At 62.0% G+C, this 26,441-nt stretch carries 22 protein-coding genes and 1 pseudogene; 10 read left to right on the forward strand and 13 right to left on the reverse strand.

The window, feature by feature from the left end:
* Positions 1-189: 189 nt before the first annotated feature.
* The 5 genes from H7C86_RS11435 to H7C86_RS11455 all read right to left on the reverse strand — a co-directional run bounded on the left by H7C86_RS11435 (position 190) and on the right by H7C86_RS11455 (position 7,376).
* Entirely contained in the window at positions 190-1,479 is a 1,290-nt protein-coding gene (locus H7C86_RS11435; protein WP_019745783.1) for a CdaR family transcriptional regulator, read from the reverse strand.
* 35 nt (positions 1,480-1,514) lie between these two features.
* Positions 1,515-2,948 carry an NAD(P)/FAD-dependent oxidoreductase gene (locus tag H7C86_RS11440; RefSeq protein ID WP_019745784.1) on the reverse strand — a complete coding sequence of 478 codons (1,434 nt, stop codon included), beginning with the start codon at positions 2,946-2,948 and terminating at the stop codon, positions 1,515-1,517.
* The gene (locus H7C86_RS11445; RefSeq protein WP_182261538.1) at positions 2,945-4,792 is read right to left on the reverse strand and encodes a DUF3556 domain-containing protein; all 1,848 of its coding nucleotides are present in this window, start codon (positions 4,790-4,792) and stop codon (positions 2,945-2,947) included. The genes H7C86_RS11440 and H7C86_RS11445 overlap by 4 nt, the downstream gene beginning before the upstream one ends.
* Before the next feature lie 85 nt (positions 4,793-4,877).
* Positions 4,878-6,350, reverse strand: a complete 1,473-nt coding sequence (locus tag H7C86_RS11450) for a class I adenylate-forming enzyme family protein (RefSeq protein WP_182261539.1) — start codon at positions 6,348-6,350, stop codon at positions 4,878-4,880.
* Positions 6,351-6,482: 132 nt separating this feature from the next.
* The gene (locus tag H7C86_RS11455; protein ID WP_182261540.1) at positions 6,483-7,376 is read right to left on the reverse strand and encodes a LysR family transcriptional regulator ArgP; all 894 of its coding nucleotides are present in this window, start codon (positions 7,374-7,376) and stop codon (positions 6,483-6,485) included.
* A gap of 75 nt (positions 7,377-7,451) precedes the next feature.
* On the opposite strand from H7C86_RS11455, the gene H7C86_RS11460 reads away from it, so the two are divergent.
* The 3 genes and pseudogenes from H7C86_RS11460 to H7C86_RS11470 all read left to right on the forward strand — a co-directional run.
* Positions 7,452-8,072, forward strand: a complete 621-nt coding sequence (locus tag H7C86_RS11460) for a LysE/ArgO family amino acid transporter (RefSeq protein WP_020971145.1) — start codon at positions 7,452-7,454, stop codon at positions 8,070-8,072.
* A 114-nt stretch (positions 8,073-8,186) separates the two neighbouring features.
* On the forward strand, positions 8,187-9,509 hold the full coding sequence (locus H7C86_RS11465; protein ID WP_182261541.1) for a ClC family H(+)/Cl(-) exchange transporter: 1,323 nt from the start codon (positions 8,187-8,189) through the stop codon (positions 9,507-9,509).
* A 66-nt stretch (positions 9,510-9,575) separates the two neighbouring features.
* Positions 9,576-9,821 (forward strand): annotated as a pseudogene (locus tag H7C86_RS11470) (nuclear transport factor 2 family protein); the annotation flags it as partial.
* A gap of 29 nt (positions 9,822-9,850) precedes the next feature.
* Here the strand turns inward: H7C86_RS11470 and H7C86_RS11475 are convergent.
* The 3 genes from H7C86_RS11475 to H7C86_RS11485 all read right to left on the reverse strand — a co-directional run bounded on the left by H7C86_RS11475 (position 9,851) and on the right by H7C86_RS11485 (position 13,337).
* On the reverse strand, positions 9,851-11,038 hold the full coding sequence (locus H7C86_RS11475) for a 4-hydroxybenzoate 3-monooxygenase (RefSeq protein ID WP_141488225.1): 1,188 nt from the start codon (positions 11,036-11,038) through the stop codon (positions 9,851-9,853).
* 99 nt (positions 11,039-11,137) lie between these two features.
* Entirely contained in the window at positions 11,138-11,890 is a 753-nt protein-coding gene (locus tag H7C86_RS11480; RefSeq protein WP_141488224.1) for an IclR family transcriptional regulator, read from the reverse strand.
* Positions 11,891-11,969: 79 nt separating this feature from the next.
* Positions 11,970-13,337 carry an NAD(P)/FAD-dependent oxidoreductase gene (locus tag H7C86_RS11485; protein ID WP_019745793.1) on the reverse strand — a complete coding sequence of 456 codons (1,368 nt, stop codon included), beginning with the start codon at positions 13,335-13,337 and terminating at the stop codon, positions 11,970-11,972.
* Positions 13,338-13,460: 123 nt separating this feature from the next.
* On the opposite strand from H7C86_RS11485, the gene H7C86_RS11490 reads away from it, so the two are divergent.
* The 5 genes from H7C86_RS11490 (at position 13,461) to H7C86_RS11510 (ending at position 18,614) form a co-directional block, all read left to right on the forward strand.
* On the forward strand, positions 13,461-14,351 hold the full coding sequence (locus H7C86_RS11490) for a LysR family transcriptional regulator (RefSeq protein WP_003943104.1): 891 nt from the start codon (positions 13,461-13,463) through the stop codon (positions 14,349-14,351).
* 92 nt (positions 14,352-14,443) lie between these two features.
* Complete coding sequence (locus H7C86_RS11495; RefSeq protein ID WP_031333857.1) at positions 14,444-15,907, forward strand: benzaldehyde dehydrogenase; 1,464 nt, start codon at positions 14,444-14,446, stop codon at positions 15,905-15,907.
* Between the two features lie 132 nt (positions 15,908-16,039).
* Positions 16,040-17,557: an MFS transporter gene (locus H7C86_RS11500; RefSeq protein WP_220463457.1), complete on the forward strand. Its 1,518-nt coding sequence runs from the start codon at positions 16,040-16,042 to the stop codon at positions 17,555-17,557.
* A gap of 45 nt (positions 17,558-17,602) precedes the next feature.
* Positions 17,603-17,950 carry a hypothetical protein gene (locus H7C86_RS11505; protein ID WP_021331699.1) on the forward strand — a complete coding sequence of 116 codons (348 nt, stop codon included), beginning with the start codon at positions 17,603-17,605 and terminating at the stop codon, positions 17,948-17,950.
* On the forward strand, positions 17,943-18,614 hold the full coding sequence (locus H7C86_RS11510; RefSeq protein WP_182261542.1) for a Dabb family protein: 672 nt from the start codon (positions 17,943-17,945) through the stop codon (positions 18,612-18,614). Before H7C86_RS11505 ends, H7C86_RS11510 begins: the two co-directional genes overlap by 8 nt.
* Here H7C86_RS11510 and H7C86_RS11515 read toward each other — a convergent pair.
* The gene (locus tag H7C86_RS11515) at positions 18,597-19,526 is read right to left on the reverse strand and encodes an alpha/beta hydrolase (protein ID WP_182261543.1); all 930 of its coding nucleotides are present in this window, start codon (positions 19,524-19,526) and stop codon (positions 18,597-18,599) included. The genes H7C86_RS11510 and H7C86_RS11515 overlap by 18 nt on opposite strands.
* Before the next feature lie 176 nt (positions 19,527-19,702).
* Positions 19,703-20,788 (reverse strand): TerC family protein, encoded by a 1,086-nt coding sequence (locus H7C86_RS11520; protein WP_019745800.1) that lies wholly within the window; start codon positions 20,786-20,788, stop codon positions 19,703-19,705.
* A 225-nt stretch (positions 20,789-21,013) separates the two neighbouring features.
* Here H7C86_RS11520 and H7C86_RS11525 point away from each other — a divergent pair, with 225 nt between their 5' ends.
* Entirely contained in the window at positions 21,014-21,361 is a 348-nt protein-coding gene (locus H7C86_RS11525) for a hypothetical protein (RefSeq protein WP_182261544.1), read from the forward strand.
* Positions 21,362-21,365: 4 nt separating this feature from the next.
* Here the strand turns inward: H7C86_RS11525 and H7C86_RS11530 are convergent, their stop codons facing one another.
* The gene (locus H7C86_RS11530; RefSeq protein ID WP_019745802.1) at positions 21,366-22,598 is read right to left on the reverse strand and encodes a CdaR family transcriptional regulator; all 1,233 of its coding nucleotides are present in this window, start codon (positions 22,596-22,598) and stop codon (positions 21,366-21,368) included.
* Positions 22,599-22,769: 171 nt separating this feature from the next.
* On the opposite strand from H7C86_RS11530, the gene H7C86_RS11535 reads away from it, so the two are divergent.
* Complete coding sequence (locus tag H7C86_RS11535) at positions 22,770-23,597, forward strand: SDR family oxidoreductase (RefSeq protein ID WP_047888240.1); 828 nt, start codon at positions 22,770-22,772, stop codon at positions 23,595-23,597.
* On the opposite strand, the gene H7C86_RS11540 is transcribed toward H7C86_RS11535, so the two are convergent.
* Positions 23,598-24,809: a CdaR family transcriptional regulator gene (locus tag H7C86_RS11540; RefSeq protein WP_046379495.1), complete on the reverse strand. Its 1,212-nt coding sequence runs from the start codon at positions 24,807-24,809 to the stop codon at positions 23,598-23,600.
* A 37-nt stretch (positions 24,810-24,846) separates the two neighbouring features.
* Positions 24,847-26,400: an acetyl-CoA hydrolase/transferase family protein gene (locus tag H7C86_RS11545; RefSeq protein ID WP_182261545.1), complete on the reverse strand. Its 1,554-nt coding sequence runs from the start codon at positions 26,398-26,400 to the stop codon at positions 24,847-24,849.
* Positions 26,401-26,441: the final 41 nt, after the last annotated feature.

Below are 26,441 nucleotides of genomic sequence, written 5' to 3' on the forward strand. Positions count from 1 at the left end.
TCCGCATCGGCGTCGACAACAAACCCTGGTTCATCCCACCACCCTCGATCGACCCCGGCCAGCACCCACGGCCCGCGAACACCACCTTCAAAACCTGAGAAGAACCTCAGGCACAACAGAACACGGCCAGGCTCCGCATCGGTCATCAAACCCCGATACGGAGCCCACAGGCCGTGTCGCGTCCACAACTCACGACGTTTTGGCGGGGCGCAAGACCGATCTACCCAACAACTCACAAACCTGCAGGGCCAGAGCGAGATCCAACTTGTCTCGGCCGGCAGCGACTGGATCCCCGAGCGCCTTGTTGATGCGATACTTCACCGTATTCCGGTGCAGATTCATGTGATTGGCAGTGTGCAGATGGCTTTCTCCGTGGGCGAAGTACACACTCAACGTCGTCCGCAAGGATGCAGCAGAAGGCGTATCGTCCGCCAACGGGCCTAGCACCTCCCAGACCCATGACTTCGTAGAATCGATGTTCTCGGACAGAAGTGAAACCACAGCGACGCCGCGGTCCCCGAAGCTCACCACCGGCCGTTGCGGCGTATCCGGCACGGCAGCAACCGAATAGGCGGCGGTTGCCTGTTCGTGAGATCGCTTGAAACCTTCGACCCCTGACCCTGGCAGTCCGATTGCCACCCGCGCTCCGCCGTCCAACGGCACTGCCGCAGCGAGAACCTCCGGATCCGGCGCAGGCACCCGGCGACCGAACGGCAGCCACGCCCACACCGTGCGTCGATCGATGGCGGTGATGATCGGCGGCTTGTCCGCTCCCGCAGCTGCGCCGAGATCACGTACGAGTCGATCGAGCGTGTTGATACCCATGACGTCCGCATCCCACGTCGACCAAACCACCAGGGCGACGTGGTTCTGACCCAGGCGGTACCCGGTCTCCGCTTCGAAAGCAGCGGTATCTGCGTTGGTGCCGGACAGGAGGGCGTGGATCGCGGCCGAATGGAGGTTTCCCTGCGCTGCCATCCATCGACTGCGTTCCCGCTCGTACGCGTCGAAGACGTAGAGCGTGATCCAGTCGATGTAGCTGTAGACCACATCCGAAGTGTGTTTCAGGACAGCCAAAGTGAGTCGCGCCGGAATATCCAGTGTGCTGATCTCGTCGTGACAGATCCGCATCAGATCGCCTTGGCCCATGTGGTAGGCCCGAACGAGAGAGTTGGACGGAACGTCCCGCTGCGCCAGACGCAGAGCGTATTCCACTGCGGCAGTAGTCGGTTGGAGATGATCGATCGGAATGTCGTTGGCCAATACGTGGATGATCGTCGTGATGTTTCCCTGCACGCTGGCCTCGAGCATTTCGAGCAATTTGGCGTCTGCATCCAATTGGTCGATTTCGTGAGCCATCATGAAGGCCATCTCACGCGCGATGTCGGCACTGCGCTCGTCGAGTCGTCGGGCCAACTCGGCAACCACCGCAAGCACTTCCGGCTCCGCGGCTGCAGGCACTCGGGCGAGACGCCGCATCGCGCCGGCGCCTCGCTCCTTGTGCGATGGACTACTCACAGAACTTCCGCACCCTTTCGTCGCAGGTACTTCAGAGCCGATTCGGCCGCGTTGTACCCGCACATTCCATGTGCTCCGGCACCCGGCGGGGTCGAGGCCGAGCACAGGTAAGTGCCCGCGATCCCCGTGCTGTACGGATCGACTGCCACGCGCGGACGCAAGACAACCTGCAGTTCGGTGTTGGCACCTCCGATGATGTCGCCGCCTACCTGATTCGGATTGTCTTGTGCCAGGTCAGCTGTACCACTGCTCGATGTCGCGACGATCTGATCCCGGAATCCTGGCGCAAACCTCTCGATCTGACGAATGATCGCCTCTGTAGCGTCGCCGGCATATCCGTGTGGCACGTGCGCATAGGCGTACAGCGGATGAACGTTCCCGGCGGATCGGGTGGGATCAGCCAGGTATTGCTGACCGAGGAGCACGAACGGCCGGTCCGGCATGCGGCCTGAATTCGTCTCACGCTCAGCGGCCACGATTTCGTCGAAACCACCTGCCAGATGGACAGTTCCGGCCCGAGCGCAATCCGGATTGGTCCACGGCACATGACCTTCGATCGCAAAATCGACCTTGAACGCTCCGGGAGCCTGCTTGAACTTTCGATAGGCTCTCGCCACTCGGCCCGGGAGTCGATCGCCCAGGATTTCGAGCGCACCCCCCGGATTGACATCCAGCAGAACAACATCGGCGTCCGGAATCTCGGAGGCCGTGCGAACCCGAATGCCGGTGTCGATCTTGCCGCCGTGATCGAGGAGCATCGCGGCCATGGCGTCGGTGATCGAACGCGAACCTCCCTCGGCAACCGGCCAACCGTAGCGGTGACCAGCAGCAGTGATCATCAATCCCACCGCCGAGGTGGCCGGACGGTTGAGTGGATAGAAGGCGTGCGCGGCAACCCCGCCGAACAGCGCCTTCCCTTTGTCGGTCTTCCACAACTTCGCGGTCACGGTTGCCGGAAGCAGCGCTCGCGGACCGAAAGCTGCGAGCCGCAGCGGATGCCGCGGGACATTGACGATCGGGCGCATCAGGTCGGACGCCAATGCATCGAATCCCGTCGACAAGTCACCGAACATGCGTTGCCATCGAGGTCCGTCCGCGCCGAGTCCCGCCGCCGTCTGCTCCAGCGAGCGGTACAGAACACCGGCGTCCCCGTTGTCGAGCGGATGCGCGCAGTCCACCTCTGCCCATCTCCAGATCAGCCCGTATCGCTCGAGGTCCAGCTTGGACAGGTACGGCGAGCCGATACCCATCGGGTGAAATGCCGAGCAGTGATCGTGAATCAACCCCGGCACGTCGATCGGACCGGAGCGGGTGCCTCCGCCGATCTGGTCGGCGGCCTCGAGCACCTGCACGTCCACACCGCTACGTGCGAGGTGTACCGCGGCAGCGAGCCCATTGGGCCCGCTACCGACGACTACGGCCTTTGTCACTTACTCACCTCTTGCTCGCTACCGCTGACCCTCGTACGCATCTTCGGTTCGGAGACCACCTGCGGATCTGTTGCCGCGCGGTCGGCCCGTACGTCCAGTGTCCACTGAACGTCGAACGGAATGGGCCCGTTCGGCAACCACGGTTGTTCGGCAACTGCGTCGGCGACCTTGAAAGTACCTCGTTCGATGACGCCGAGAGCTGCGTCGATCACCTGGTACTCCTGCGTTCCCTTGTGGATGGGCTGCGATTCGATCCAGGTCACCAGGAACTCGCCGGGCGCGAAATTGCAGCGACGCTGAATGGCGGCAATCAACTTCGCGTCGTGCAGGTGCCCGTCACCGAAGTTGAAGGCGACGATGGAGTTGCACATGAACTCGGCTTCCCGCAGCGAGTACGTGTTGATGTCGTCGCCGAGGTGCCTGATCATCAGTGAGAACAGTGCACGCCCCTGGCTGTGCATGGAACGCCAGCCCAACAGCTGATGCAGAACGACATCGGACACATCTTCGGGGTACATCGTCATCAACTGATTACGCGTATCCGGCGACGGACGCTTGATGTACTGGTCGATCTTTGCTTCGGCGCCCGGCGCGAATGCCCACGTCGCAGATGCCCAGTTGCCGGCGTACTGACGCATCGACGGCAGGAACGACACCAGATCGGGTCGAAGGTTTCCGAGAATGGGGAAGAAGGCAAGGGCTGCAATAATTCCCGCTGTGATCCAGGGTGAAGACATGGCGCCGAGGCCGTAGCCGTCCCACGCCGGGAAGCCCAGGAACAGGAAGACCGAGGCGAAAGCGAACAGAAGATTCCATTCCAGCGGAACGGCCAGCGGGAAGGTCGACGCGATGAAGAGATGGAATCCGACCATGAGGATCACGGCGAGGATGGTGAGTGTCTTGTTCGTCGAGAACAGCAGTATCAACGGGGTGACGATTTCGACCATCGTTCCGGCCACGTGTGCGACCCCGCCGCCGAGGTGCGAGGGTCGCAGATCCTCCGGGAAATTCCGGTAGTGCGCACGCTTGATCTTCTTCGACGGGATCCACGGCGTATTGCTGAGCATCGGGGGGACCACCAGCGAGAAGTGACGGCCGAACTTCGAGACACCGGCACCGATCCACACCATGACGATCAGCAGTTTGAGCGCCAGAATCATGTCGACGAAGGGCAGGAACGTGAAGAAGAAGATCGCCGGCAGGTACTGCTCACTACGGGCAGCGATGAAGGGCACCTTGTCCCGCAACCCGAGAATCACCATGAGCACGAGGAAGGAGTACAAGACCGTCGGGCGTACCAGTCCGGCATTGTCGGCGATTGCCGAATCGATTCCTGCGGTGTGAACGCCGGGAAGAACTACGGCAACAAGAAGATTGGCGACTACGGCGACGTAGATGAAGACGTCGAACACCGTGCGGGTGTCACCCGAGGTGAGCGGCACCTTGCCCGGCCACGGTGGAAGGCGAATCGTGCCGGGGCGGATCCAGTAGAGAACTCCACCGGTCATCGGTTTGAAGTGGCCGGCCAATGGACCCCAAGACCCTGCCAGGCCCAGGATTTCGAGCATCATGGTCCAGATGATGAGTTTCTGGTAGACGATCGGCTGGTTCCACCATGATCCGATGTCGAACCACGAGAGGCCGGAAGTCAAAGTGGCAACGGCTGTTCCAGCTGCCAGGTAGAGGAACAACAGTTTCATGATGTAGACGGTGTGGACCATCTTCGGTGTACCGAAGCCGTAATCCACCCAGTGCGTGGACATGTCACGCAGACGCTCGAGAAACGGCTTGTCCATGAAGGTTGCCGGATCGACGGGAGGGAAGTTTCCTTCTTTGAATCCCATGATGTGCTCCTGAAATACGGAATGTGGGCATGACGGATCGACTCGACGCACGTCGTCGAGTTGTGCTGGTATTACGGGGAAGGGACTAGTGAGCGGGAGTTGCGCTCAAAGCTCGTCTCATTCCGGGTTTGTCGATCTTGCCCACCGGGTTTCGGGGAAGCGTATCGACGACGTAGATCGCCACTGGCACCTTTACTCGGGTGAGCAAGGCCGTGACATGTTCGAGCAGTTCGCCTTCAGTGACGGGCGCGTCGGGGTAGGCAACGACATAGGCAACTGGCACCTCTCCGTAGACCTGGTGCGGAGCGCCGATGACGGCGGCCTCGAGCACGGAAGGATGTGTGGCGAGCGAATTTTCGATCTCCTTGGGGTAGATGTTCTCGCCCCCACGGATGATCATGTCCTTGATGCGATCGACCAGGGTCAGGTAGCCGTCTTCGTCGAGGACCCCGACGTCGCCGGTATGCAACCAACCATCCTTGACGGTCTTCGCGGTCTCCTCCGGCTTGCCCAGATAGCCACGCATCACGTTGCCGCCCTTGATGACCACCTCTCCGGCAGTTCCGACGGGAGCAAAGGTTCCGTCCTCGGCAAGAATGGCAATCTGCTGGCCGGGCAACGCCGGGCCGACCGTACCCAGTTTGCGCAGGCCCTCCACAGGATTACAGGCCGACGCACAGGTCCCCTCGGTGAGTCCGTAACCCTCCACGATCACGAAACCGAAACGCTGCTCCGCGCGTTCGAGGAGTTCCTTGCTGATCGGCGCCGCACCGCACACGGCAAATCTCAAAGATGACGTATTGATCGAGGCGTCTTCCGGCTGCGAGGTCAGCATCGCGTAGATTGCCGGCACCGCCGAGAAATACGTGGGGCGAAGCCGCGCAACGTCGTCGAAGAATCTCGAAACCGAGAACTTCCCGGTGACACTCACCTGTCCGCCGACAAGCAAGGGCGTCAGGACGCTGACGCAGATCGCGTTGACATGGAACAACGGCAGAATCAGCAGGCAGTGATCCGCGCCGGTAACACCGATGTTCTTGCCCATCGACGAAGCCATGAACTGCAGGTTGGAATGCGTGAGCATCACTCCCTTGGGCCGTCCAGTGGAGCCGCTGGTGTAGATGAGTAACGCCAGATCGTCTGCTGCAACATCGATTCCGGGTCGGGGATCGGTCGGCGGCACTGTCGCCAGATCGTCGACGACCAACACCGCACGGCCACCCGAGGGCGCATCGGCAGTAGCGGTGATGACCAACTCGGCCCCGGAGTCCGCGATCTGGTAATCCGCTTCGTTCGCGGTGAACATCGGATTGATGGGCGTAGCTGCAGCACCGATGCGCCAGGCAGCCATGATCGCGATCAGCAACTCGGCGCGATTGGGCAGCATGATCGCCACCACGTCACCGAGTCCGATTCCAAGTCCGGCCAATTGCGCGGCAACAGCTTCCGTACGATCTGCGAACTCTTCATACGTGAGTTCGACGTGGTCGTCCCGCAGGCACGGCTTCTTCCCGTACTTCTCCGCAAGATCCCAAGCCAGATATCCGATGTCCGCCACGAGAGTCAGCACCTTTCATTCGTGTGTGACTCAAAACACTATCGGCGTCCTGCGGCCGAAGAAACGGTCTCAGGGGATCAACTTATCCAGGTTCTTTGTTCCCTGAGCACAACGCCGCAAGGGCGGCGAACATCAGATCGAGGGCTGATGCAACACTTCGTGGGCACGTCGGGTCACCACTTCGGAGATCCGGCGCAAGACGGGTGACGACAGTTTCCACTGCTGCCAGTACAGCGGAACGTCGTCCACGCAGTCCGGATCGAATCCGATCAGCACTCCGCCGCGATCGTCTTCGCCGCACTGCAGGTCCGGTATCAACCCCCACCCGTATCCCCGTCTGACGGCGTCCGCGAAGTCTGCCGATGACGGAACAAGATGGCGAGGCGGATCTGCCGGGTGGCCGACCTTTTGATCGAGGTACCGATCCTGCAGCAGATCCTTGCGATTGAACACCACCAGCGGTGCCTTCGAAAGGGATTCGGCCGTGACACCATCTGCGAACCAGCGACGGCAGAACTCTGCGCTCGCCATCGGCCGATACCGCATGATGCCCAACCGACTGGAGGTACACCCTTGAATCGGTGACGCAACAGACGTGACGGCAGCCATGACCGAACCGTCGCGCAGCAGTTCGGTGGTGTGGTCTTGATCGTCGAGATGAAAATCGAAACTGACTTCTTGCGTGAACTCCGCGAGGGCCCCGAGAACCCAAGTGGACAGCGAATCGGCATTGACCGCGATCGAGACGCGGGCGAAGGTGTTCGAACCGTTTTCCAAACCGAGTTCTCGCACGGTGTCACGCGACAGTGCGTCTATCTGACGGGCAAGACGCAGGACTTCACTCCCGGAATCGGTGACCTGGATGGGTTTGGTGCGCTGCACCAGGATCCGGCCCACCGAGGTCTCGAGAGCTTTGATTCGTTGGCTGACCGCCGAAGGCGTGATGTGTAACTTCCGCGCCGCCGCCTCGAAGGTTCCCTCGTCGACCGCAGCGTGCAATGCCCTCAGTTGCTCGAAATCCAACATAATCTGAAGCTACTCTGATGCGTCCTAAGAATCATTAGCTGGACTGAATGAAATCTGAGCGGCAGGCTCGACAACATGCTCAGCACCAACGACCCTGCGTCGGCCCTCGTCGGTTTCGGAGTCGGACTGTCATTGATCGTCGCAATCGGCGCCCAGAATGCGTTTGTTCTTCGCCAAGGTCTGACGCGATCGCACGTACTCCCGATCGTCGCAGTGTGCGCGTTGTCAGACGCAATTCTGATCCTTGCAGGCATCAGCGGAATCGGGACCCTCCTCGAACACGCACCGTCGCTGATCACGTTCGTTCGTATCGCCGGTGCGGTCTTCCTCCTCAGCTATGCAATCTTCGCCGCCAAGCGGGCGCTTCGACCCCAGACGCTGGCGCCGGATCAGCACGGCAACGGTTCGAGGCTGGCCGCCGTCACGATGGCATTGGCTCTCACCTGGCTCAATCCACACGTTTACCTCGACACCGTGGTGCTCATGGGTTCAATTGCCAACGGTCGCGGCGAAATCGGACGTTGGTGGTTTGCGGCCGGTGCCATCACCGCGAGTGTGGTCTGGTTCAGCGCCCTCGGTTACGGCGCACGTCTGCTGACGCCGCTTTTTGCGAAACCCAACGCCTGGCGGATTCTCGACGCTCTGATCGCCGTGATGATGGCGGTTCTCGGAATCAGCCTGCTTGTCGAATTGTGACTCGGCTGCACAACCTCGATCCGACACTGCGGGTATCGGGATGGGTTACCGTCCAAGGTGAGGAAGCTCAATTCACCTGTCGCGAGTTGTGACCATCAGGTAGGGCTGATCACGATGACCGAGGACGACGGCGGCACCGAACCGCGTGACTCCAACCGCGGACTGAGTTTGCTGTGTCTACTCGCTGCGGTCGCGGGCGTCGGGGTCGGATTTGTCGGCGGCGCGTTCCGTTGGTGTCTGATCAGGGCCGACGAACTCCGTCGGACGATCATGAATTGGGCGCATCACGTTCCGTACGTCGGGTGGCTCGTGCCGGTCGTCCTGGTGGCCTTGTGCACCGTACTGGCCGTACTGATCGTCAGACGAGTACCCCTCGCAAAGGGAAGCGGCATCCAGCACGTCGAGGCGGTGTCCCGCGGCGAAGCGAAGCCGCCGGGAATCAATCTCGTGCCTGCCAGATTCATCGGCGGCCTCTTGGCGATCGGCTCCGGTCTGGTTCTCGGCCGCGAGGGCCCCACCGTACACATGGGTGCGGCGATCGGGGCAGAAGCGGGACGGCGGGCCCGCCTTGCCGAACCGGACGTCGCCATGCTGCAAACATCCACGGCCGGAGCAGGACTCGCCGTCGCGTTCAACGCGCCGATCGCCGGGGCACTGTTCGTCTGCGAGGAGGTGACGCACTCATTTCGGCTGCGCACCGTGCTGCCAACACTTTTCGGTGTTTCGGTCGCGGTGGGCTGTGCACGACTTGTCATCGGTGACCAACCCGATTTCGAGGTCGGCACCGTCCCGACGCCTCAACTCGCACTCTTGCCACTGTTTGTCGTCTTCGGAATCCTCACGGGGCTACTCGGTATCGCCTACAACCGCTTGATTCTGGGTCTACTCGACGCCGTTGCACGACTCGACAGGATCCCGCCGACTGTCATCGGCGCAACGATCGGCGCCACCATCGGCCTGACGCTGTTCCTCGACCCGCTGGCCAGTGGGGGCGGCGACGTTCTTGCACAGATGATCGTCAGCGGAAGGACCTTCGTACTGCCGATCCTGCTGCTGTACTTGGCGGTTCGGTTCTTCACTGGCCCGCTCTCGTATGCCGCTGGAACTCCCGGCGGACTGTTCGCTCCCTTACTCGCACTCGGCGCACTCTGGGGGTCGATCTTCACCGGACTGTCGAGCTTCGTGCCCGGAGTGGACGCCGGGCTCACGGTCACCATGGCCACCATCGGCATGGCTGCATTCTTCGGCGCTGTAGTGCGCGCACCGTTCACCGGCATCGTGATCGTGGTCGAGATGACAGCGGTGACGTCGACGCTCGTCCCGATGCTCGCTGCCACTGCGGCAGCGGTATTCGTCGCCACCGCGGCAGGGTCGGCACCTATCTACGACAGTCTCCGAGAACGGATGTTGGAAACTCAACGCCCACCTCTGCGATGATCACGATCGACATCGTGCCCGGCCTATGCGTAGGCAGAGGAGCATTCATGACCCCACAAAGACTTCACCGAGATAGGTGCGTCGGGTAGCGTCCGGGACCTACCGTCGACCGTTGAATCACTGCGAAACGAACCCATCGACGGCGACGGCATCGAAGTTCACAACTTGACCGGTCGAATCATCGACGACGGATACGTCCTGACACAGTGGGATTCCGTCCGAGACGTGCGTCGTGCGCGGCGCACATCCCTGTGGCGCCGCGCCCCGATCGGATGGCAACTGGTACACCATCAAGGCACCCCGCTCCACTGATTACGCACCGCAAAATCTGCGACAGCTCTCTAGATCAAGGGTGTTCCGACGTAGTTCTCGGCGATCAGCGTTCGTCCGGCGACCGAACGCGTGACCATGTCCAACTCGGCCAGTTGACGGCGATGCCCGAAACCGCTGTCGCCTGGCAAGCGATGGAGCATCGACGACATCCACCACGAGAAGTGCTGCGTCCGCCACACACGCGGCAGCACCGTTTCGGTGTACCCGTCCAACATCTTTCGGTCGGACGAGGTGAAGAAACTGTCCATTGCCTTCGCCAGAGCGTAAACGTCGGCGATCGCGAGATTCATTCCCTTCGCACCGGTCGGCGGCACGGTGTGCGCCGCATCGCCGGCAAGAAACAGGTTGCCGTGCTGCATCGGTTCACAAACGAAGCTGCGGAACTGAAGGATCGATTTCTGAAAGATCCTGCCGTCCTTGATCTCTGCACCCTCGCCGTCGACGCGCATGTGCAGCTCGTCCCAGATTCGATCGTCGGACCAGTTGTCCACGGAGTCGTCCGGATCGACCTGGAGGTAATGACGCTGCACCTCTGGCGTCCGCGTGCTGATCAGCGCAAACCCACGCTCATGGTTGGCGTAGATCAATTCTTCCGATGACGGCGGAGCCTCGGCCAGGATGCCGAACCACGCGAAGGGATACTGGCGGAAATGATCCGTTCGGATCGACGGTTCGGGAATCAGCTTTCGCGTTTGCGTACGTGATCCGTCGCAACCGGCCACCAGGGCGCACTCGAGCTTCTGGTCGTTTCCGTCCGAATCGACAAAAGTGATACTCGGGCGATCCGATTCGTGATCGTGTACTTTCGCGTCGGACACTCCGAATCGAATGTCCCCGCCGTCAGCGAGACGTCGCGCGATCAGATCCTTGAGCACCTCGTGTTGCGGATACACCGTGACTGCGCGCCCGTCGGTCAGTTCGTCGAACGCGATTCGGTGCCCTCGCCCGCCGAATCGCAGCTCGATTCCGTGATGTTCGAGGCCTTCCCGCTTCAGTCGATCACCGAGTCCGGTCTCGACCATGAGATCAACCGTGTTCTGTTCGAGCACGCCGGCACGAATGGTGCCTTCTACCTCTTCACGGGTGCGACATTCCAGGACTACCGAATCGATTCCCTTCAGATGCAACAGATGCGAGAGCATCAACCCGGCGGGACCACCACCGACGATTCCGACCTGGGTGCGCGAAGAAGACATACAGAGAACTCCTGAGGTGAGTGACGATTGAGACCACCATCGACCACGACCACTCCCCTGAACAGCTGCAATTTCACTCAGTGAAAGACTGAAATAGAGCTACTCGAGCCCGCCGCCACCGAGCCCGCGTGATATTCCACGGGCGGCCGCGACCAAGGCCGGCAGTAACGGAGCTGGATCCTGCTCCACCGGAACAACTGTCGAGACCGCTGCGACGACATTGCCGCCGGCATCGCGTACCGGAGCGGCGACGGCAAGGGTTCCGACGTTCAGATACTCACGGCAGACGACAAATCCGGTGCGTCTGATCTCGTCGAGAGTTGCTCGCAAAATCCGCTCGGACGTAATGGTTTTGGGAGTGAACGACTCGAGACCGGCCTGGAGGACGTCGTCGAGAAGCTCGGTTCCGCCGTGCGCGAGGAGAATCAATCCACCGCTGGACGCGTGCAACGGCAATCTTCCCCCGGCCCGACCGACAACGGTGACGGCACTACGCGAGGACAAGCGCTCGAGGTACAGCGCCTCGGTACCCTCACGAACGACCAACTGCACATTCTCCCGGGTGACCTCGTACAGGTCCTCGAGGAACGGCAACGCCACCTGCCGCAGGCCGTGAGCGCCGGGAGCAAGAGCGCCGATCTCCCACAACCGCACTCCGACCTGGTACTTGCCGTCACTCCGACGCTCGAGTGCGCCCTCGGCCACCAACTGCCCACACAGCCGATGAACGGTGGGCAGAGGTAAACCGCTGCGACGACTGATCTCCGACTGCGTCAATCGCGGCGATTTCGCGTCGAAGGCACCGAGCACGATAAATGCCCGGCCGATCAACGAACGGTCGCCTGATGCCATTCACACAGTGTGACAGGGCAGTGCCACTAAGAATCCACTGTGACTGGCATCAGGCGAAACGTGTTCAGGCGGTGCGGAGCTACGCGGAGTGCGCCAATTCCGGTTCGCGTTCGGTCACCGGCGGCGCGGCCTCGATCTTCATCGGTTCCTGCGCGTAGTGGAAGTGCGGACGACGGTGACCGATGAACGAACCGAACCACGACATCACAGCGACGTACCGGTTGCGGAAGCCCACCAGATACATCACGTGCACGGCCAGCCACATGAACCAGGCGATCGTGCCCTTGAACTCGACCTTGCGGACGCGACATACAGCGCTGAATCTGCTGATGATCGACATGCTGCCCTTGTCGAAGTACTTGAAAGGCGTTCCGGCCTTGACCTTTCCGTTCACAGTCTTCGCGGCGTGACGGCCACCCTGCATCGCAACGGGCGACTGACCGGGCAGACCGTTGAGCGAAGTCATGTCGCCGATGGCAAAGACGTTGGCGAACCCGCCGACGGTCAAGTCCGGATTGATGAGCAGACGACCTGCGCGGTCACTCTCACAACCGGTCGCCTCTCCGAGCACTGCGGCGAAGTCGTTGGCGCGTACACCGGCCGACCAGATGACGGTCTCGGCGTCGATGCGCTTCTCTTCCTTGGTCTTTGCCGAAGAGACGGTGACACCATGCTCGTCGATGGCGGTGACCATGGTGTTGAGGACTACCTCGACACCCGACTTCTCGAGCGAGGCCTGCGTGTACTCACTGAGCTTGCCGCCGAAGGCCGGAAGCGCAACGCCGGCGCCCTCGACCATGGTGACCGTGACCTCGTCGGCACTGATGTTGTTGATGGCCTTCGCAAAGTAGCGACGCGCCAGTTCCTTGATCTGTCCGGCGAGCTCGACGCCGGTCGCGCCGGCACCCACGACAACGAAGCTCAGCAGGTTACGGCGAACCAGCGCGTCGTTGGTGGTGTGCGCTTCCTCGAAGCAACGCAGGATCTGCTTACGCAGTACCTCGGCGTCCTCGACGGTCTTGAGCTTGTAGGTGACCTTTTCGAACTCGTCATGACCGAAGTACGCCTGCGTGGCACCGGTGGCTGCGATGAGCGAGCGGTACCCGAGCGTGTGGCGGGTGCCCGAGGCTTCGTAGACGACGGTGTTCTCTTCGGCGTTGACCTCGACGACGCGGCCGAGGCGGACGTCGGCGTTGGGGTACTTCTGCAGGATCGTGCGGATGGGCGGAGCAACTTCGCCGGCCGACAGGACACCCGTCGCCACCTGGTAGAGCAACGGCTGGAAGAGGTGCTCGGTGGTGGCGGAGATGAGAACGAACGGCGTCTTGGACTTCGCGAGGGTCTTGGCCGCGGCGAGGGCTCCGAATCCCGAACCGACGATCACAACCTGAGTCTTCTCGTGTCCAGTCGCGTCGATGTCGGCGCGACCCGCAGCTGTTCTATCCACAACGAACTCCTCAACCAAATTGAAAGTATGACTATTACGGTATGGACTGATCATGGGTCGGGTCCAGCTAGCTGGAGTATTCGCAAGACTGTTATCTCGATTGCTCATAAGTAAGCTGTCCTCATGGACTTCCGCCAACTCAAGTACTTTCTCGTCGTGAGCGAGGAACTGAGCTTCAGTCGCGCTGCCGAACGCTGCTTCATCTCGCAGTCGGCGATCAGCCATCAGGTCGCACGACTGGAGAAGGAGCTCGGGGCGACACTCTTCGAGCGCTCGACCCGGGCGGTTCGCCTGGCCCCGGCAGGATCGCGACTGGTGCCCATCGCGCAGCAAGTCCTCAGTCTCGAAACGATGGCGTACTCCGTCGCACGAGACCCGAGAGCCCGGATCCGAATCACCGGAAACATGAGCTTTGCCGCTCAGACGCTGGACGCCATCGCACACGTGCGCGAACTTCATCCGGACCTGGACGTCGAGTTCGTCATCAAGAGCTTTGCCCACCGCATGGATGCTGTGGCCTCCGGTGACGCGGACATCGCCCTGATTCGCGGCGGCGTCGACCGCCCCGGACTCGAACCCTTGGACCTCGGCGTCGAAGATCTGCTGGTCGTCATGTCGAGCCGTCACCCCCTAGCCGGCCAGCAAAGCGTCGACCTCAATGATCTGGCCGCATATCCCCTGCTCCTGCCGCCGCGCCAAAGTCAGGTGCTCATTCACAAGGTGGTCGAGGACGCATTCCGCGAGATCGATCGACGCGTCCAACTGGGCCCTGCAATTCCGAGCGATCACACAGCCACGCTGGACGTGATCACCAACCCGCGCGCCTGGACCCTGCTCTATTCGATCACCGCAGGCGAATCTCCGCGCGCTGGAATCAGCTTCATGCGAGAATCGCACGGCCGCTTGCGCATTCCCGTCTCGGGTGTGACCCGCAGCGGCGCTACCCACTCCACCGAGTTCGCCGATCTGATCCAAGCACTCAAGGACGCCATGAATCCGTCTTTCACTGAGTGAAAGTGTGATGGCGATCGACCCCCTCACAGAGCAACGTGGTGGGCAACCATGTGATGCGGCGCGCGGTTGCATCCCTTTACCGAGGAGCGGCCATGACGCGTTTGCTGAGCGAACCTGTGTGGGAATCGAAGATCTTCGACGGCGAATGGGTTCGCGGTAGCGCCGACGATCGTATTGTCGTCGAGCCGGCCACCGGCAAGCAGTTGACGACGGTCGGCATGGCAACACCCGACGACGTGGCGGCCGCTGCAACAAAAGCTACTGCTGCTCAGAAGAATTGGGCGGCAAGGCCATACACTGAACGAGCCGCCGTTCTACGCCGCGCCGGTCAACTGTTCGAGCAGTACGCCGACGAAATCGGCGAATGGGTAATCCGCGAGGCCGGAAGCATCCCGGCCAAGGCCGGGCTGGAAACCCATACCGCTGCCGAAGAGTGCTACAACGCAGCAGCTTTGGCCGCACACCCTGTCGGCGAGGTTCTGCGCTCGGAGCAACCTCGGCTGAGCTTCTCTCGTCGCGTACCCGTCGGAACCGTCGGCGTCATCGCGCCGTTCAACTTCCCCATCATTTTGTCGATCCGTGCAGTCGCTCCCGCACTGGCGCTGGGCAATTCGGTGATCCTCAAGCCTGACCCGCGCACGGCGATCTGCGGCGGTGTGGTTCTCGCTCGCATCTTCGAAGAAGCAGGCTTGCCCGCCGGAGTGTTCAGCATGCTGCCGGGCGGCGCTGACGCCGGTGAGGCAATCGTGGCTCATCCGAGCGTTCGCGTCATCGCATTCACCGGGTCGACCCGAGCTGGACGCGCGGTCGGCGAACTGGCGGGCCGCCATCTCAAGCGCGCTCATCTTGAACTCGGCGGCAACAATGCGCTGATCGTCATGGATGACGTCGACCTCGAAAAGGCCGCATCTGTCGGCGCTTTCGGATCGTTCATGCACCAGGGACAGATCTGCATGACCACCGGCCGCCAACTGGTCCACGAAAGTATCGCCGCCGACTACACCGCACTCCTTGCCGAACACGCCGACAAGCTTCCGGTAGGCGACCCGTTCACCGGTCAGGTCGCACTGGGACCCATCATCGACGCCAAACAACGCGACCACATCCACTCTCTGGTCACCGGAAGCATCGCGGCCGGAGCAAAACTGGCTGCCGGCGGCACCTACGAGGATCTCTTCTACCGGCCCACCGTGCTAGCCGACACCCCACTCACCGCGCCTGCCTTCGCCGACGAGGTCTTCGGGCCGGTCGCACCGGTGACCTCCTTCGCCACCGTCGAACAAGCCGTCGCTATAGCCAACGATTCCGAGTACGGATTGTCGCTGGGCATTCTGACCTCCGACGCGATGCGCGGACTCGAACTCGCCCAACAGATTCCCACCGGCCTGGTACACATCAACGATCAGACGGTCGGCGACGAAGCCGTCATCCCGTTCGGCGGCATGGCGTCTTCGGGTAACGGCGGCCGTGTCGGCGGTATCGGTGCAAACCTCGATGCCTTCACGGAAACACAATGGGTGACGGCGCAAAGTGCACTCCCGGTCTACCCCTTCTAGAACGAATTCACAGGGCACGTCCCACTCGGTCGCTGACCAGCATTGACGGGATCGATCTCGCGGACTTACCATCCAGGGAAAATTACTTCGCCACATTAAGCATTTTCTCTTGTTGTTCCCGAGAAGGACCCGTTGACGAACACAGTTACGACGAGCAGTGCCGCGAGCCCCAGCGCTACGCCAACTGCCACCGATTCCCCGGACCAGTCCGTAGCAAGATCGCCGCGCCGGGAGGCCGTGATCATCGGCGCTTTGAGCCTGGCAGCGATGATCGTCTCGATGATGCAGACGCTGCCGGTTCCGATCCTGGGACGGATTCAGTCCGACCTCGGAGCCTCGTCCGCCGGCGTCAGTTGGGTGACGACGGCGACCCTGCTTTCCGCTGCCGTCTTCACTCCCCTGCTGGGACGCTACGGCGATCAGCACGGCAAGAAGCGCACCTTGGTCGGCGTCCTCGTCGTCATGGTGATCGGTTCGATTGTCGCGGCATTGGCGCACAATCTGCCACTGCTGATCCTCGGCCGTGTACTCCAGGGAACAGCCACCGCGATCTTCCCTCTCGCACTCTCTGTCTTGCGCGAAGAGATACGACCACAGAAGCTTCCCGGCGCCATGGCCCTGGTCAGCGGAACTCTCGCGTTCGGCAGCGGACTCGCCCTCGTGGCCACCGGTCTGCTCACATCGGCTCCGGATGCCGACTACCGCAACGCCTTCTGGATGGCCACCGGATTCGCAGTGCTGGCCTTGATTGCCGTCGCCACGCTGGTCCCGCCCACCACGCACAAAAGCGGTGGGCGCGTGGACCTCGTCGGTGCGCTGAGTCTGGGCGCGGCACTACTTCTGCTTCTTCTGGCGATTTCTCAAGGCCACCAATGGGGGTGGTTGTCACCCTTGACCGTCGGTGTTTTCGTGGCCTCGATCGTGATGTTCGCAGTCTGGGTGTGGATCGAGAAGATCGTCGACGAGCCGCTTGTCGACATGCGGATGTTCGTCCACCGCCCGGTGATGATGGCAAATCTTGCCGGCGTCGTGGTGGGCTTCGGCATGTTCGCGAACTTCCTCGGGATCTCGTATCTCGCACAACTTCCCCGCGATCTCACCGGATACGGCTTCGACGCGAGCATTCTGCGTGCGTCGGTCGAATTCCTGCTGCCTGGCGCGATAGTTTCGCTGATCGCCGCCCCGATCGGCGGTCGTCTCATCAGGCTGCGTGGGCCGCGATTCGTTCTGGGACTCACTGCGATCCTGGGCGCGGTGCCGTTTGCGTGGCTCGCGTTCGACCACACCCACACCGCGTCGGTCATCGGTGCGGGCATGGTGATCGGCGCCGCCCTGAGCCTCGGCTATGCAGCCATGCCCGCCATCATCATGTCCAACGTCCCGCATCATCAGAGCGGCATCGCCAACGGCATCAACTCGATCTCACGTTCCACCGGTAGCGCCATCGGCAGCGCAGTAGTGACAACGATTCTGGCGTCGATGACAATCGCGAACCTCCCCGAAGGTGTTCCGGCGATGCCAAGCGAATCTGCCTTCACCGTCACGTTCGCGACCGCGGGCGTTGCCTTCGTTCTGGTGGGACTGGTGGGGTGGCTAGGGCTGCGACCGGCGCACTCCCCGTCCGCTTCCGAACAACCTCCCGCTGCGTGAGATCGGTAGTACCGCAGAGACTTAGACGGAACGTAGCCTGCGCACATGGCAGGTGAGACTCTCTACGTGATCGACCGGATCGTCACGAATCCCGGATGCGGGCAGAAGTTCGTCGACGAATGGCGTGCCGGCTACCTGCCGAACGCCCGGCGACGCTGCCTGACCCTCGACAACATACTTGTCAGTCCGCCGTTGTGGTCCGAGTACGAACCGAACGTCGTCACTATCACGTGGACCGTCGACGGAGCCTCCGGTTGGTGGGCAATGACTCGTCTGAGTCGCGGCGACACCACGCTTCGGCAGTGGTGGGATGCCATGGAACCACTCATCTGCGAACGTAGCCGCACCATGGCTGCTGCTGCCGACGACGTCGAGGCACTGGCCGATGTATAACGTCACGAGGGTTGTTTTTGCTGCCGACAGCACGGACTCGGACGGTTGGGCGAATGCGGTGAACACCATTGCGGCAGTGGCAGAATCGTCGGGCGCAGTTCGCCATCTCGTCACCGCTACTCTGCCCGGCGCCATCAACGGCGGAGATCTGATCGTTTATCTTCAGTTCGCGAATGAAGCCGCGTGGCGGGCCGTTAGCGATTCCGTCGACGCCGAACTTCACCACGATGCCATCGAACGCTTTCACGGCGCCGAGTACGTTTCCGGAACCGAGGGTCGCTCGCGCGCCACGGGCCCGAACGGGGTGTATCGAGCGTTGCTGATTCGCGTTGAACCCACTACCTCCGAGGACGAAATCGAACGCTTCGAAAGCGACTTGCTGAAGATGCCCGGGCATATCTCCTCGATCGCTGCCTGGCGACTCAGTCGGGTGAGTGCGGCGACCGGCGCAACACCCGCATGTGACGAAGCACCGTGGACCCATGTGTGGGAGCAGGAGTTCACCGACCTCGAATCACTGCAGACCCAATACCTCGATCATCCGATCCACTGGGGCGTCGTTGATCGATGGTTCGATCCCGAATGCACCGAAGTCATTGTGCGGGAAAGAATCTGCCATACCTTCGGCGAACTGGGCGACGAGATCCTATCGAGCGGCGGCTGATACCTCGCGGATCATCGCCCAAACTTTCTGGCGTGCCGGCTCTGTGAGCGACAATGACGGAATAGTGAGGAACCCGTGAAACAACCCGTCGAAGCGATGATGCTGCACGGGGACGCCGGCCGAGGCAAGCAGTTTCGCGTACTCGTCACCGGACGAGCACGGCGGATCCAGCTCGGCTGTCACGACAACAGCAGCTGGAAGATCTGCGAACGACTCTGTCCGAGTGGGTATCACCCGCACGTCATCTCGGCGTTCGGGAGCATATTGGTCCCAGTACCACTTCATGGCCGTGGTCGTGTTGTAGTGGTCGGTACCGTAGAGACGGTAGGACTCGGTGTCGAAATCGTCGTCGATCACCGGATAGATGAGAACCTGCGCCGCAACCGCCGGCCCCCCACGATCGCGAGCGGCGATGGCTACTGTCGCAGCAAGATTGCCGCCCGCGCTGTCGCCGGCAAGGACTATCTTGCTCGGGTCTGCGCCGTACTGTGCCGCGTGTTTCGTCGCCCACTCCAATGCGGCGTAGACGTCGTCGTGTGCTGCCGGCGCGGGGTACTCAGGGGCCAGACGATAATCGACGGAGACGACGACGGCGCCAACCCCTTCCGCCATGGACCGGCAGAATTCGTCATGGCTGTCCAGGTCACAGAACACGAAGCCTCCGCCATGAGCGAAGACGACCAGCGGTATGGCGTCGGAGGAAGTGTGCGGGCGGTAGACGCGGATCGACAGATTTCCACCGGGGCCCTCGATTGCGAGGTCTTCGACCGTACGCAAATCGGGAAGCCGCTCCAACGGGGCGCGTCGATTCCGAAGCAGAGCACGTAACTCCGACGGCTCGAAGCTGGTGACATCCGGAAATGCGGCGTTGAGCGTGGCCAGCATGGTGATGACTTCCGCGTGAATTGTCATGTGCACTCCTGATCTCGGACGTCGGGCATCCGCCAAGGTAGATCGCGCGCGGCCGAGTGAGAACACACCTTCCCGATCAGTGGTCTGTTTGGTCGCGAGAAGGGGTGAGAAACGGATAGGGAGACCACACCTCGTTGTGTGGTCTCCCTTTTCGATTCGGTTCAGCCGATCAGGCGTCAGCTCCTACTGCGAGCATCCACCTTGTCGTCATCGTCGTCGTGCTCGCCGGCAGCAAGTGCGATGTCGGAAGACTCGACGCCCCCATTCGGGCCTGTCTTCTCGAGGTCGACCGGTGCATCACCGGACGCAACCTCTTCGGCCTCAGGCTCTTGCGGTAGCGGTTTCTTGAGGCTCAGGATGATCGAGCCTGCCAAGACCACGATGATCACCGCGAGGCTGACCAGCGAGGGGATCTCGGGGATCGACGTGCTGATCACCTTGTGGCTGGCCTGCATGATCAGCTTCACGCCGATGAAGGCGAGGATGATCGACAGACCCTTGGAGAGGTAGTGGAACTTCTCGAGCAGACCCGAGAGCAGGAAGTACAGGGCACGCAGACCCAGGATCGCAAACGCGTTACTGGAGTACACGATGAACGGGTCGTCGCTCACTGCCAGGACTGCCGGGACGCTGTCGACTGCGAACACGAGGTCGGCGGCTTCGATGGCGACGACGACGGCGAACAGCGGTGTTGCGACGCGCTTTCCGGCTTCCTTGACGAAGAACTTGGTTCCCGCGTATTCCTCGCGAACCGGCATGATCTTGCGCAGCAGGCGAACTGCCAGCGACGTACCCGGATCGAAGCTCTCGTCGTCGTCCTTGAGCAGCTTGTAAGCGCTGTAGAGCAGGATGGCGGCGAAGACGAACAGCACGGCCGTGAACTTGCTGACCACGGCAACGCCGGCAGCGAGGAAGATTCCGCGGAAGATCAGGGCGCCGATGACACCGAAAAACAGCACACGGTGCTGGTACTCACGGGGCACCTTGAAGTAACCGAAGATCAGGGCGAACACGAAGAGGTTGTCGACCGAGAGGCTCTTCTCCAACAGCCAGGCTGTTGTGAATTCGACGCCCGAGTTCACCCCCAAGGTCAGGGTGACAACCACCGCGAACACGAGAGACAAACCGACCCAGAGTGCACTCCACCAGGCCGCTTCCTTGAAGCCGATGACATGCGCGCCGCGGTGGGCGAGCAAGTCGATGAGCAACATGACGACGATGACTGCGGCGAACGCGGCCCACGCCCACATGGGAACGTTCATCGCTGACCACCTACCCGAATGGCACTGATGACTGCGGTCACGGGGAGCTCCTTCACTGGGTTCGGACGGCCGTCTCGCCGTCTTCTCCAGTGTTCCTTGCCGACTTCTATCCATCCCGGTCGAAATATCGACGACTTTTGTATCTAAAGTTGCCGAGATCATGCAATCTAAAGGTGTTGCATCCGAAACCGCCGTTGGAAGGCAACTTGTTCTAGCCTGGCAAACATGAGCACCTCGTTGTACTACTCCGCCGTCCGCACCACCCCGCTGACCGACGACGAGAAGGCCGAAGTCGACCGACTCATCGCCGTCCACAACGACGAATTTCCGTTCGACTACGAGGTCCTGGACCTCTACCCGTCGGATATCCCCAACACTCTGCTCAACGGCTCGACCAAGATCTCGAGCGATCCGACCGAGGTGATTCCGTCACTCGTCTACTGGTTCAACGCCCTGACCGAACTCCGGCGAGCGGTGCCCGACGCCGACTGGGACGTTTCACTCGACGACACCCCCGCAGATTGGGATGACAACTCCGGCTACTCGCTCCCCGGACTCGATGACATGCAGTAGCGAATCACGGCGCCGGCGCGATGGTGGCTCCGTAGCTCTCCAGTGCGATGAGGGCCAACTCCGTCGGCAGCCGACGCTGGTCGACGCTGCGACCCAGTAGCTTTTCGGCCTGATCGAGTCGATACCGCACGGTGTTCTTGTGCAGGCCGAGGGCTGCGGCAGTAGCGGCCGCGGTGCAGTTGTTCTCGTAGTAGACCCGGACGGTGTCACGGATGCGCGTCGTGACGCCGTCCGCGCCGGCCAGGCCTTTCAGTTCCCGAGCCACCAACTCACGCAGTTCGCCCAGATCTTCGGTGAGCAGACAGGGAACCTGAACATCCTCGTAGACGGTGATACCCGGCGAGCCCCCGGAACGGACTGCCACGCGCTGCGCGGCGAGCGCCTCGCGATGACTGCGAGCGAATCCTTCCATTCCGTAACCGCTCGCTCCCACTGCAACGCGAAGATCCGAATGCCGGGCATCAACATGTGACGCCCACTCCTGGCCGTCGAAATGCGCGACCCACGACCACAGCTCACGCGCGCCCGAAGGCAAAGTCAGAACACGCTCGCCATTGGACTCGTCCACAAAGGTACGGGCGTACGAGTCCAACCGCGCCAATACGTCTGCAGCCGGGTCGGTGTCGTCCGTCCAGAGAACAAACGCCGTGTGGTGGCGCCGCATCGGATAGTCCAGGATCCGGGACGCTTCGTCGGAGTGAAGGGCTTCGCCCGCGACAATCGCGTGCACCGTCTCGGACCGACGCGCAAAAGCGCCGCGCGCCAAGCTCTCCCGCTCCTTCGCGTACGTCGCGACCAACAATTCGGTGGTCACTTCCAGCCATCTCATCGCCGAACCCCACACTCGAACCAGAAGTGCGCGTTTGAGTTCCGGACCTATCGGGAGTGCTTCTATCGACTCGTCGACGAAACCCAGCATCGCGAGGCGTCCGGCGCCGTAGATCTTGAGCAGGACCCGAAGATCCATACCGCGCCGGGCGACGGTGAGTGCAAGCGCAACCGACTCCGCCGGCGGCGTGACCTCCTGGGAACCGCCCGCGATCGCCGCCACGATGACGCGGAGCTGCGCCGCGGTGCTCGCATCCACATCGCGTCGTAGCTCCCGATCAGCCGCTACCTCGGGATTGGCCTCGGCAATGGCGTCGTCGATGCGTTGGACGAAACCGTCGATCACCTCCGGCTGGAGATAGATGGGCGCGAGATTCGCAATCCAGCCGTCCAACTCCGATGTTTCCATGACGCCTCCCCGAATTGTGACTTAGTCATAAATCTATCGCCTTGGTTCGGCCAACAAGCCCTATCTACCCAACTTCAACTGGTCCACAATCACATCTCACTGCAGTTTCACGTCGCTGCAGATTTACGTCACTGCAATCCCATCCCTCTAGTTTTTGGAGACGCTCGCGATATGAACAAGCCTTTCGACGGTCAGGTAGTGGTCATCACCGGTGGCGCCAGGGGCATCGGATACGCCACCGCGAAACGGCTCATCAGCCTGGGCGCGAGGGTCGCGATCGGCGACATCGACGAAGCCACTCTCGCGCAGGCTGCAAAAGATTTGGGCATCCGTACGTTCGGGCGTCTCGACGTCACCGACCCCGCGTCGTTCTTCGACTTCCTCGACGCCGTCGAAGGTGAACTCGGCCCGATCGACGTACTGGTCAACAATGCGGGCATCATGCCGGTCGGACGGATCGTCGACGAGGACGACACCGTGACCAGACGCATCATCGAGATCGACGTCCTCGGCGTGATCACGGGAACCAAACTCGCACTGCGACGGATGCTTCCACGCGGACGTGGACACGTCATCAACATCGCTTCACTTGCCGGCGAACTCCCGTGCCCCGGTCTGTCGACGTACTGCGGCGCCAAGCATGCGGTGTTGGGCTTCACCGATTCTGTCCGCAAGGAAGTTCGTGGCACCGGAGTGAACGTCTCGTCCGTACTGCCGACGCTCACCAACACCCAACTCACTTCCGGGACTTCGGGAATGAAGGGTTTCCGTGAGGTTCAGCCGGAGGAAATCGCCGAAGCAATCGTCGGCTTGATCACCAAACCTCGACCACGCGTGCGCATTACGCGAGTGTCCGGACTGCTTGTCCAGGCACAGGGTTTCGTGCCCCGACGGCCTTACGAGGCATTGAGCCGACTGTTCGGCGTCGAGACGCAGTTTCTCGGCGACGTCGACACCGCGGCCCGTGCTGCCTACGAGGAACGGGCGCGCACCAGCTGATCAGGCCAGCTCCGTGGCCGGCCAGTCGAGCAACTTCGCGCCCAACACGGCAGCGTGGAGCGCGAAGCTGTCGTTGGGGTCGTTGACGTTCTGGCCGGTGAGTTCACGGATACGGTCCAAGCGGTACGTGACCGCCCGGACCGACAAGTGCAGGTCTCGGGCGGTCTTTGCCGTATTGCCGCCGGCGGAGAAGTACGCGAGCAGGGTGTCGATCATCGGCCCAGCGCCGCCGCGCGCCTCGAGCAGCGGCGTGAGCAGGGTGTGGATCAGGTCGGTGACCGCCGGCCTGTCGTTGACCAGAACGCGGTAGACCAGCAGGTCACGAGCATCGATGATCGGTGCGGTCAACGACAGGCGCTGCGCCAGGTCCAGTGCGTCGAGCGCCTCCCGGTACGACGCCACGACGCCCGAAGCGGTGGTGCGAGGGCGCCCGACAGCGATCTGCCAGGTGCCGTCCAAAGCACGCCGCTGCAACTGAACTCGCCCGTCGTCATCGGTTCCCGGTCCGAGAGCCGACCGAATACCCGCCAGCACGTGATCAACGGCATCACGGTCCGGCGCCGCGAAAACGACGACCAGTTTGCCGCTCTTGCTGGCAACCAGCGCGTCGGCGTCACCCTTGCTGCCGAGCACGGCACGTTCGACGGCCCGCACCAAGGGATTGTCGTCGGTGAACTCGCGCGTCGCGGTCACCACCGCGACGGCATGCGGACCGCTGAGGTGGAGACCGAATCCCGAAGCACGACCTAACAATCCGACGACATCGGCTCCACCGGTCAACAGGTCGTCGACGAACTCACGGCGTGCCGATACCTGCGAGCGGACCAGAGAACGCCTGGCCAACTGAAATCCTTCGGCCAGTTCGGCGACGGCATCGTCGACGGCACGGAGCATGACTTCGCCGGCCGAGACGACGGCAGTCGGATCCGATTGTGCCGCAATAACAGCGGGGAGTTCACGCCACAGGCGCCAGGCCGAGGAGAGATAAAGATCGAGCAAGGCTCGCAGGGCAACACCCTGCTGCGCCGCTTCTTCACCACGGGCGCGGAAACGATGCAGCTGACGACGCTGCAGCGGTTTTCCTTCACAGACAGCATCGCTGAGCACGTCGAGGAAATCACCCAGCAACTCGACGGGTAGGCCACCGGCGTCGTCCGCCCCTGCCGCGGCAACCCGGCGGATGGCGTCGTCAGGTACCCCGGTTCGGCTCACCCTCGCATTCTCTCACTGTCAGCGGAATTGCCCGGCGTCAGGAAAGGCGCATCGAACCCGTGTCGATGTACCGCTGATGGAACGAGAATGCCTCGCCCAGGATGTGCGGCGTCTGCCCCGCGCCCGGCTGAGCGTCGGCGCGAGCGATGTAATCGCGGAGCAGTGGCCGGAACTCCGGGTGAGCACAGTTGTCGACGATCAGGCGCGCGCGTCGCCGCGGAGACAGACCGCGCAGATCGGCCAACCCCTGCTCGGTGACCAACACCTGAGTGTCGTGCTCGGTGTGGTCGACGTGCGGAACCATCGGCACGATCGCCGAGATCTCACCCCCGCGGGCCGTCGACGGACTCAAGAACATGGACACGTAGCCGTTACGAGCGAAGTCTCCCGAGCCGCCAATTCCGTTCATGATCTTCGTCCCCATGACGTGCGTCGAGTTCACGTTGCCGTAGATGTCGGCCTCGAGCATGCCGTTCATGGCGATGATTCCGAGTCTGCGCACCACCTCTGGGTGGTTGCTGATTTCCTGCGGGCGGAGCGTGATGTGGTTGCGGTAGAAGTCGATGTTCGCGGTCAGTTCTTCGATGCCCTCGTCGGTGAGCGCCAAAGCCGTCGACGACGCATGCGCGACGGTTCCGTCCTTGATCAGCTTGAGCATCCCGTCCTGGATGACCTCGGAGTAGCAGGTCAGGCCGCGGTATGGCCCCCGATCGAGACCGCCGAGCACCGCGTTTGCGACATTGCCGATGCCTGCCTGCAGCGGAAGCAAGGTATCCGCCGGCATCCGTCCGGCGCGCACCTCGAAGTCGAAGAATTCCAGGACGTGGCCGGCGATCGCCTCACTGACGGCGTCGGGTGCAGTGAGAGGGCTCGCGCTGTCTCGGCAGTCGGTCTCGACAACGGCCACAACCTTCGCGGGATCCACTCGGAATGTCGTCTGGCCGATCCGGTCTTCGACGCGGGTGATCTCGAGAGGCTTGCGATGCGGCGGCAACGCGGTGCCGTAGTAGACGTCGTGGATGCCTTCCATCGCCTCGGGCACCCAGGAGTTGACTTCGAGAATGACCTTGTCTGCGACGTCGAGCCACGTCTTGTTGTTGCCGATCGACGCGGAGGGAATCAGTTCACCTGATTCGGTGATACCGGCGACTTCGACGACCGCGACGTCGACGTTGCCGTAGTAGCCCTCCCACACCTGCTGAGCAACGTGGGAGAGATGGATGTCGACGTAGTCCATGCGACCGTCGTTGATGCGGCGACGCGCGGTGGCCTCGGACTGATACGGCATACGCAGCGCGATTCCGTCGACCTCGGCGAGCAGCCTTTCGGTCTCGGTGGACACCGAAGCACCGGTCAGGAGATTGATCGTGAAGTTCGATCCGTCGCCGCGGGTGTGGTGAATGCGCTCGGCCAGTGCCGGAATGATCACCTTGGGAGTACCGGCGCTTGCGAAACCGCTGATCGCGACCGTGTCGCCGGGGTGAATGAACTTCACAGCGTCGGACGCGGCCATCACCTTCGACGCAAAGGCTGTGGCGCGAATGCGGCTGGAGGTGGCTTTGTGTCCGGTTTCACCGAAGGTTGAACTCACGACACCAGGATAAACAGGGCACGTCGAAGCGATTTACGGGG

Origin of the sequence: Rhodococcus sp. UFZ-B548 (assembly GCF_903819475.1) — a bacterium.
GTDB lineage: Bacteria > Actinomycetota > Actinomycetes > Mycobacteriales > Mycobacteriaceae > Rhodococcus_F > Rhodococcus_F erythropolis.

Bases quoted from the DNA above. Each gene is read 5' to 3' on its own strand.
- H7C86_RS11435 (WP_019745783.1), bottom strand. From the start codon at position 1,479: ATGCGGCGTCTCGCCCGAGTGCCTGCAGCCGCGGAGCCGGAAGTGCTT.
- H7C86_RS11445 (WP_182261538.1), bottom strand. From the start codon at position 4,792: ATGGGATTCAAAGAAGGAAACTTCCCTCCCGTCGATCCGGCAACCTTC.
- H7C86_RS11455 (WP_182261540.1), bottom strand. From the start codon at position 7,376: ATGTTGGATTTCGAGCAACTGAGGGCATTGCACGCTGCGGTCGACGAG.
- H7C86_RS11460 (WP_020971145.1), top strand. From the start codon at position 7,452: ATGCTCAGCACCAACGACCCTGCGTCGGCCCTCGTCGGTTTCGGAGTC.
- H7C86_RS11465 (WP_182261541.1), top strand. From the start codon at position 8,187: ATGACCGAGGACGACGGCGGCACCGAACCGCGTGACTCCAACCGCGGA.
- H7C86_RS11475 (WP_141488225.1), bottom strand. From the start codon at position 11,038: ATGTCTTCTTCGCGCACCCAGGTCGGAATCGTCGGTGGTGGTCCCGCC.
- H7C86_RS11480 (WP_141488224.1), bottom strand. From the start codon at position 11,890: ATGGCATCAGGCGACCGTTCGTTGATCGGCCGGGCATTTATCGTGCTC.
- H7C86_RS11490 (WP_003943104.1), top strand. From the start codon at position 13,461: ATGGACTTCCGCCAACTCAAGTACTTTCTCGTCGTGAGCGAGGAACTG.
- H7C86_RS11495 (WP_031333857.1), top strand. From the start codon at position 14,444: ATGACGCGTTTGCTGAGCGAACCTGTGTGGGAATCGAAGATCTTCGAC.
- H7C86_RS11505 (WP_021331699.1), top strand. From the start codon at position 17,603: ATGGCAGGTGAGACTCTCTACGTGATCGACCGGATCGTCACGAATCCC.
- H7C86_RS11510 (WP_182261542.1), top strand. From the start codon at position 17,943: ATGTATAACGTCACGAGGGTTGTTTTTGCTGCCGACAGCACGGACTCG.
- H7C86_RS11515 (WP_182261543.1), bottom strand. From the start codon at position 19,526: ATGACAATTCACGCGGAAGTCATCACCATGCTGGCCACGCTCAACGCC.
- H7C86_RS11520 (WP_019745800.1), bottom strand. From the start codon at position 20,788: ATGAACGTTCCCATGTGGGCGTGGGCCGCGTTCGCCGCAGTCATCGTC.
- H7C86_RS11525 (WP_182261544.1), top strand. From the start codon at position 21,014: ATGAGCACCTCGTTGTACTACTCCGCCGTCCGCACCACCCCGCTGACC.
- H7C86_RS11530 (WP_019745802.1), bottom strand. From the start codon at position 22,598: ATGGAAACATCGGAGTTGGACGGCTGGATTGCGAATCTCGCGCCCATC.
- H7C86_RS11535 (WP_047888240.1), top strand. From the start codon at position 22,770: ATGAACAAGCCTTTCGACGGTCAGGTAGTGGTCATCACCGGTGGCGCC.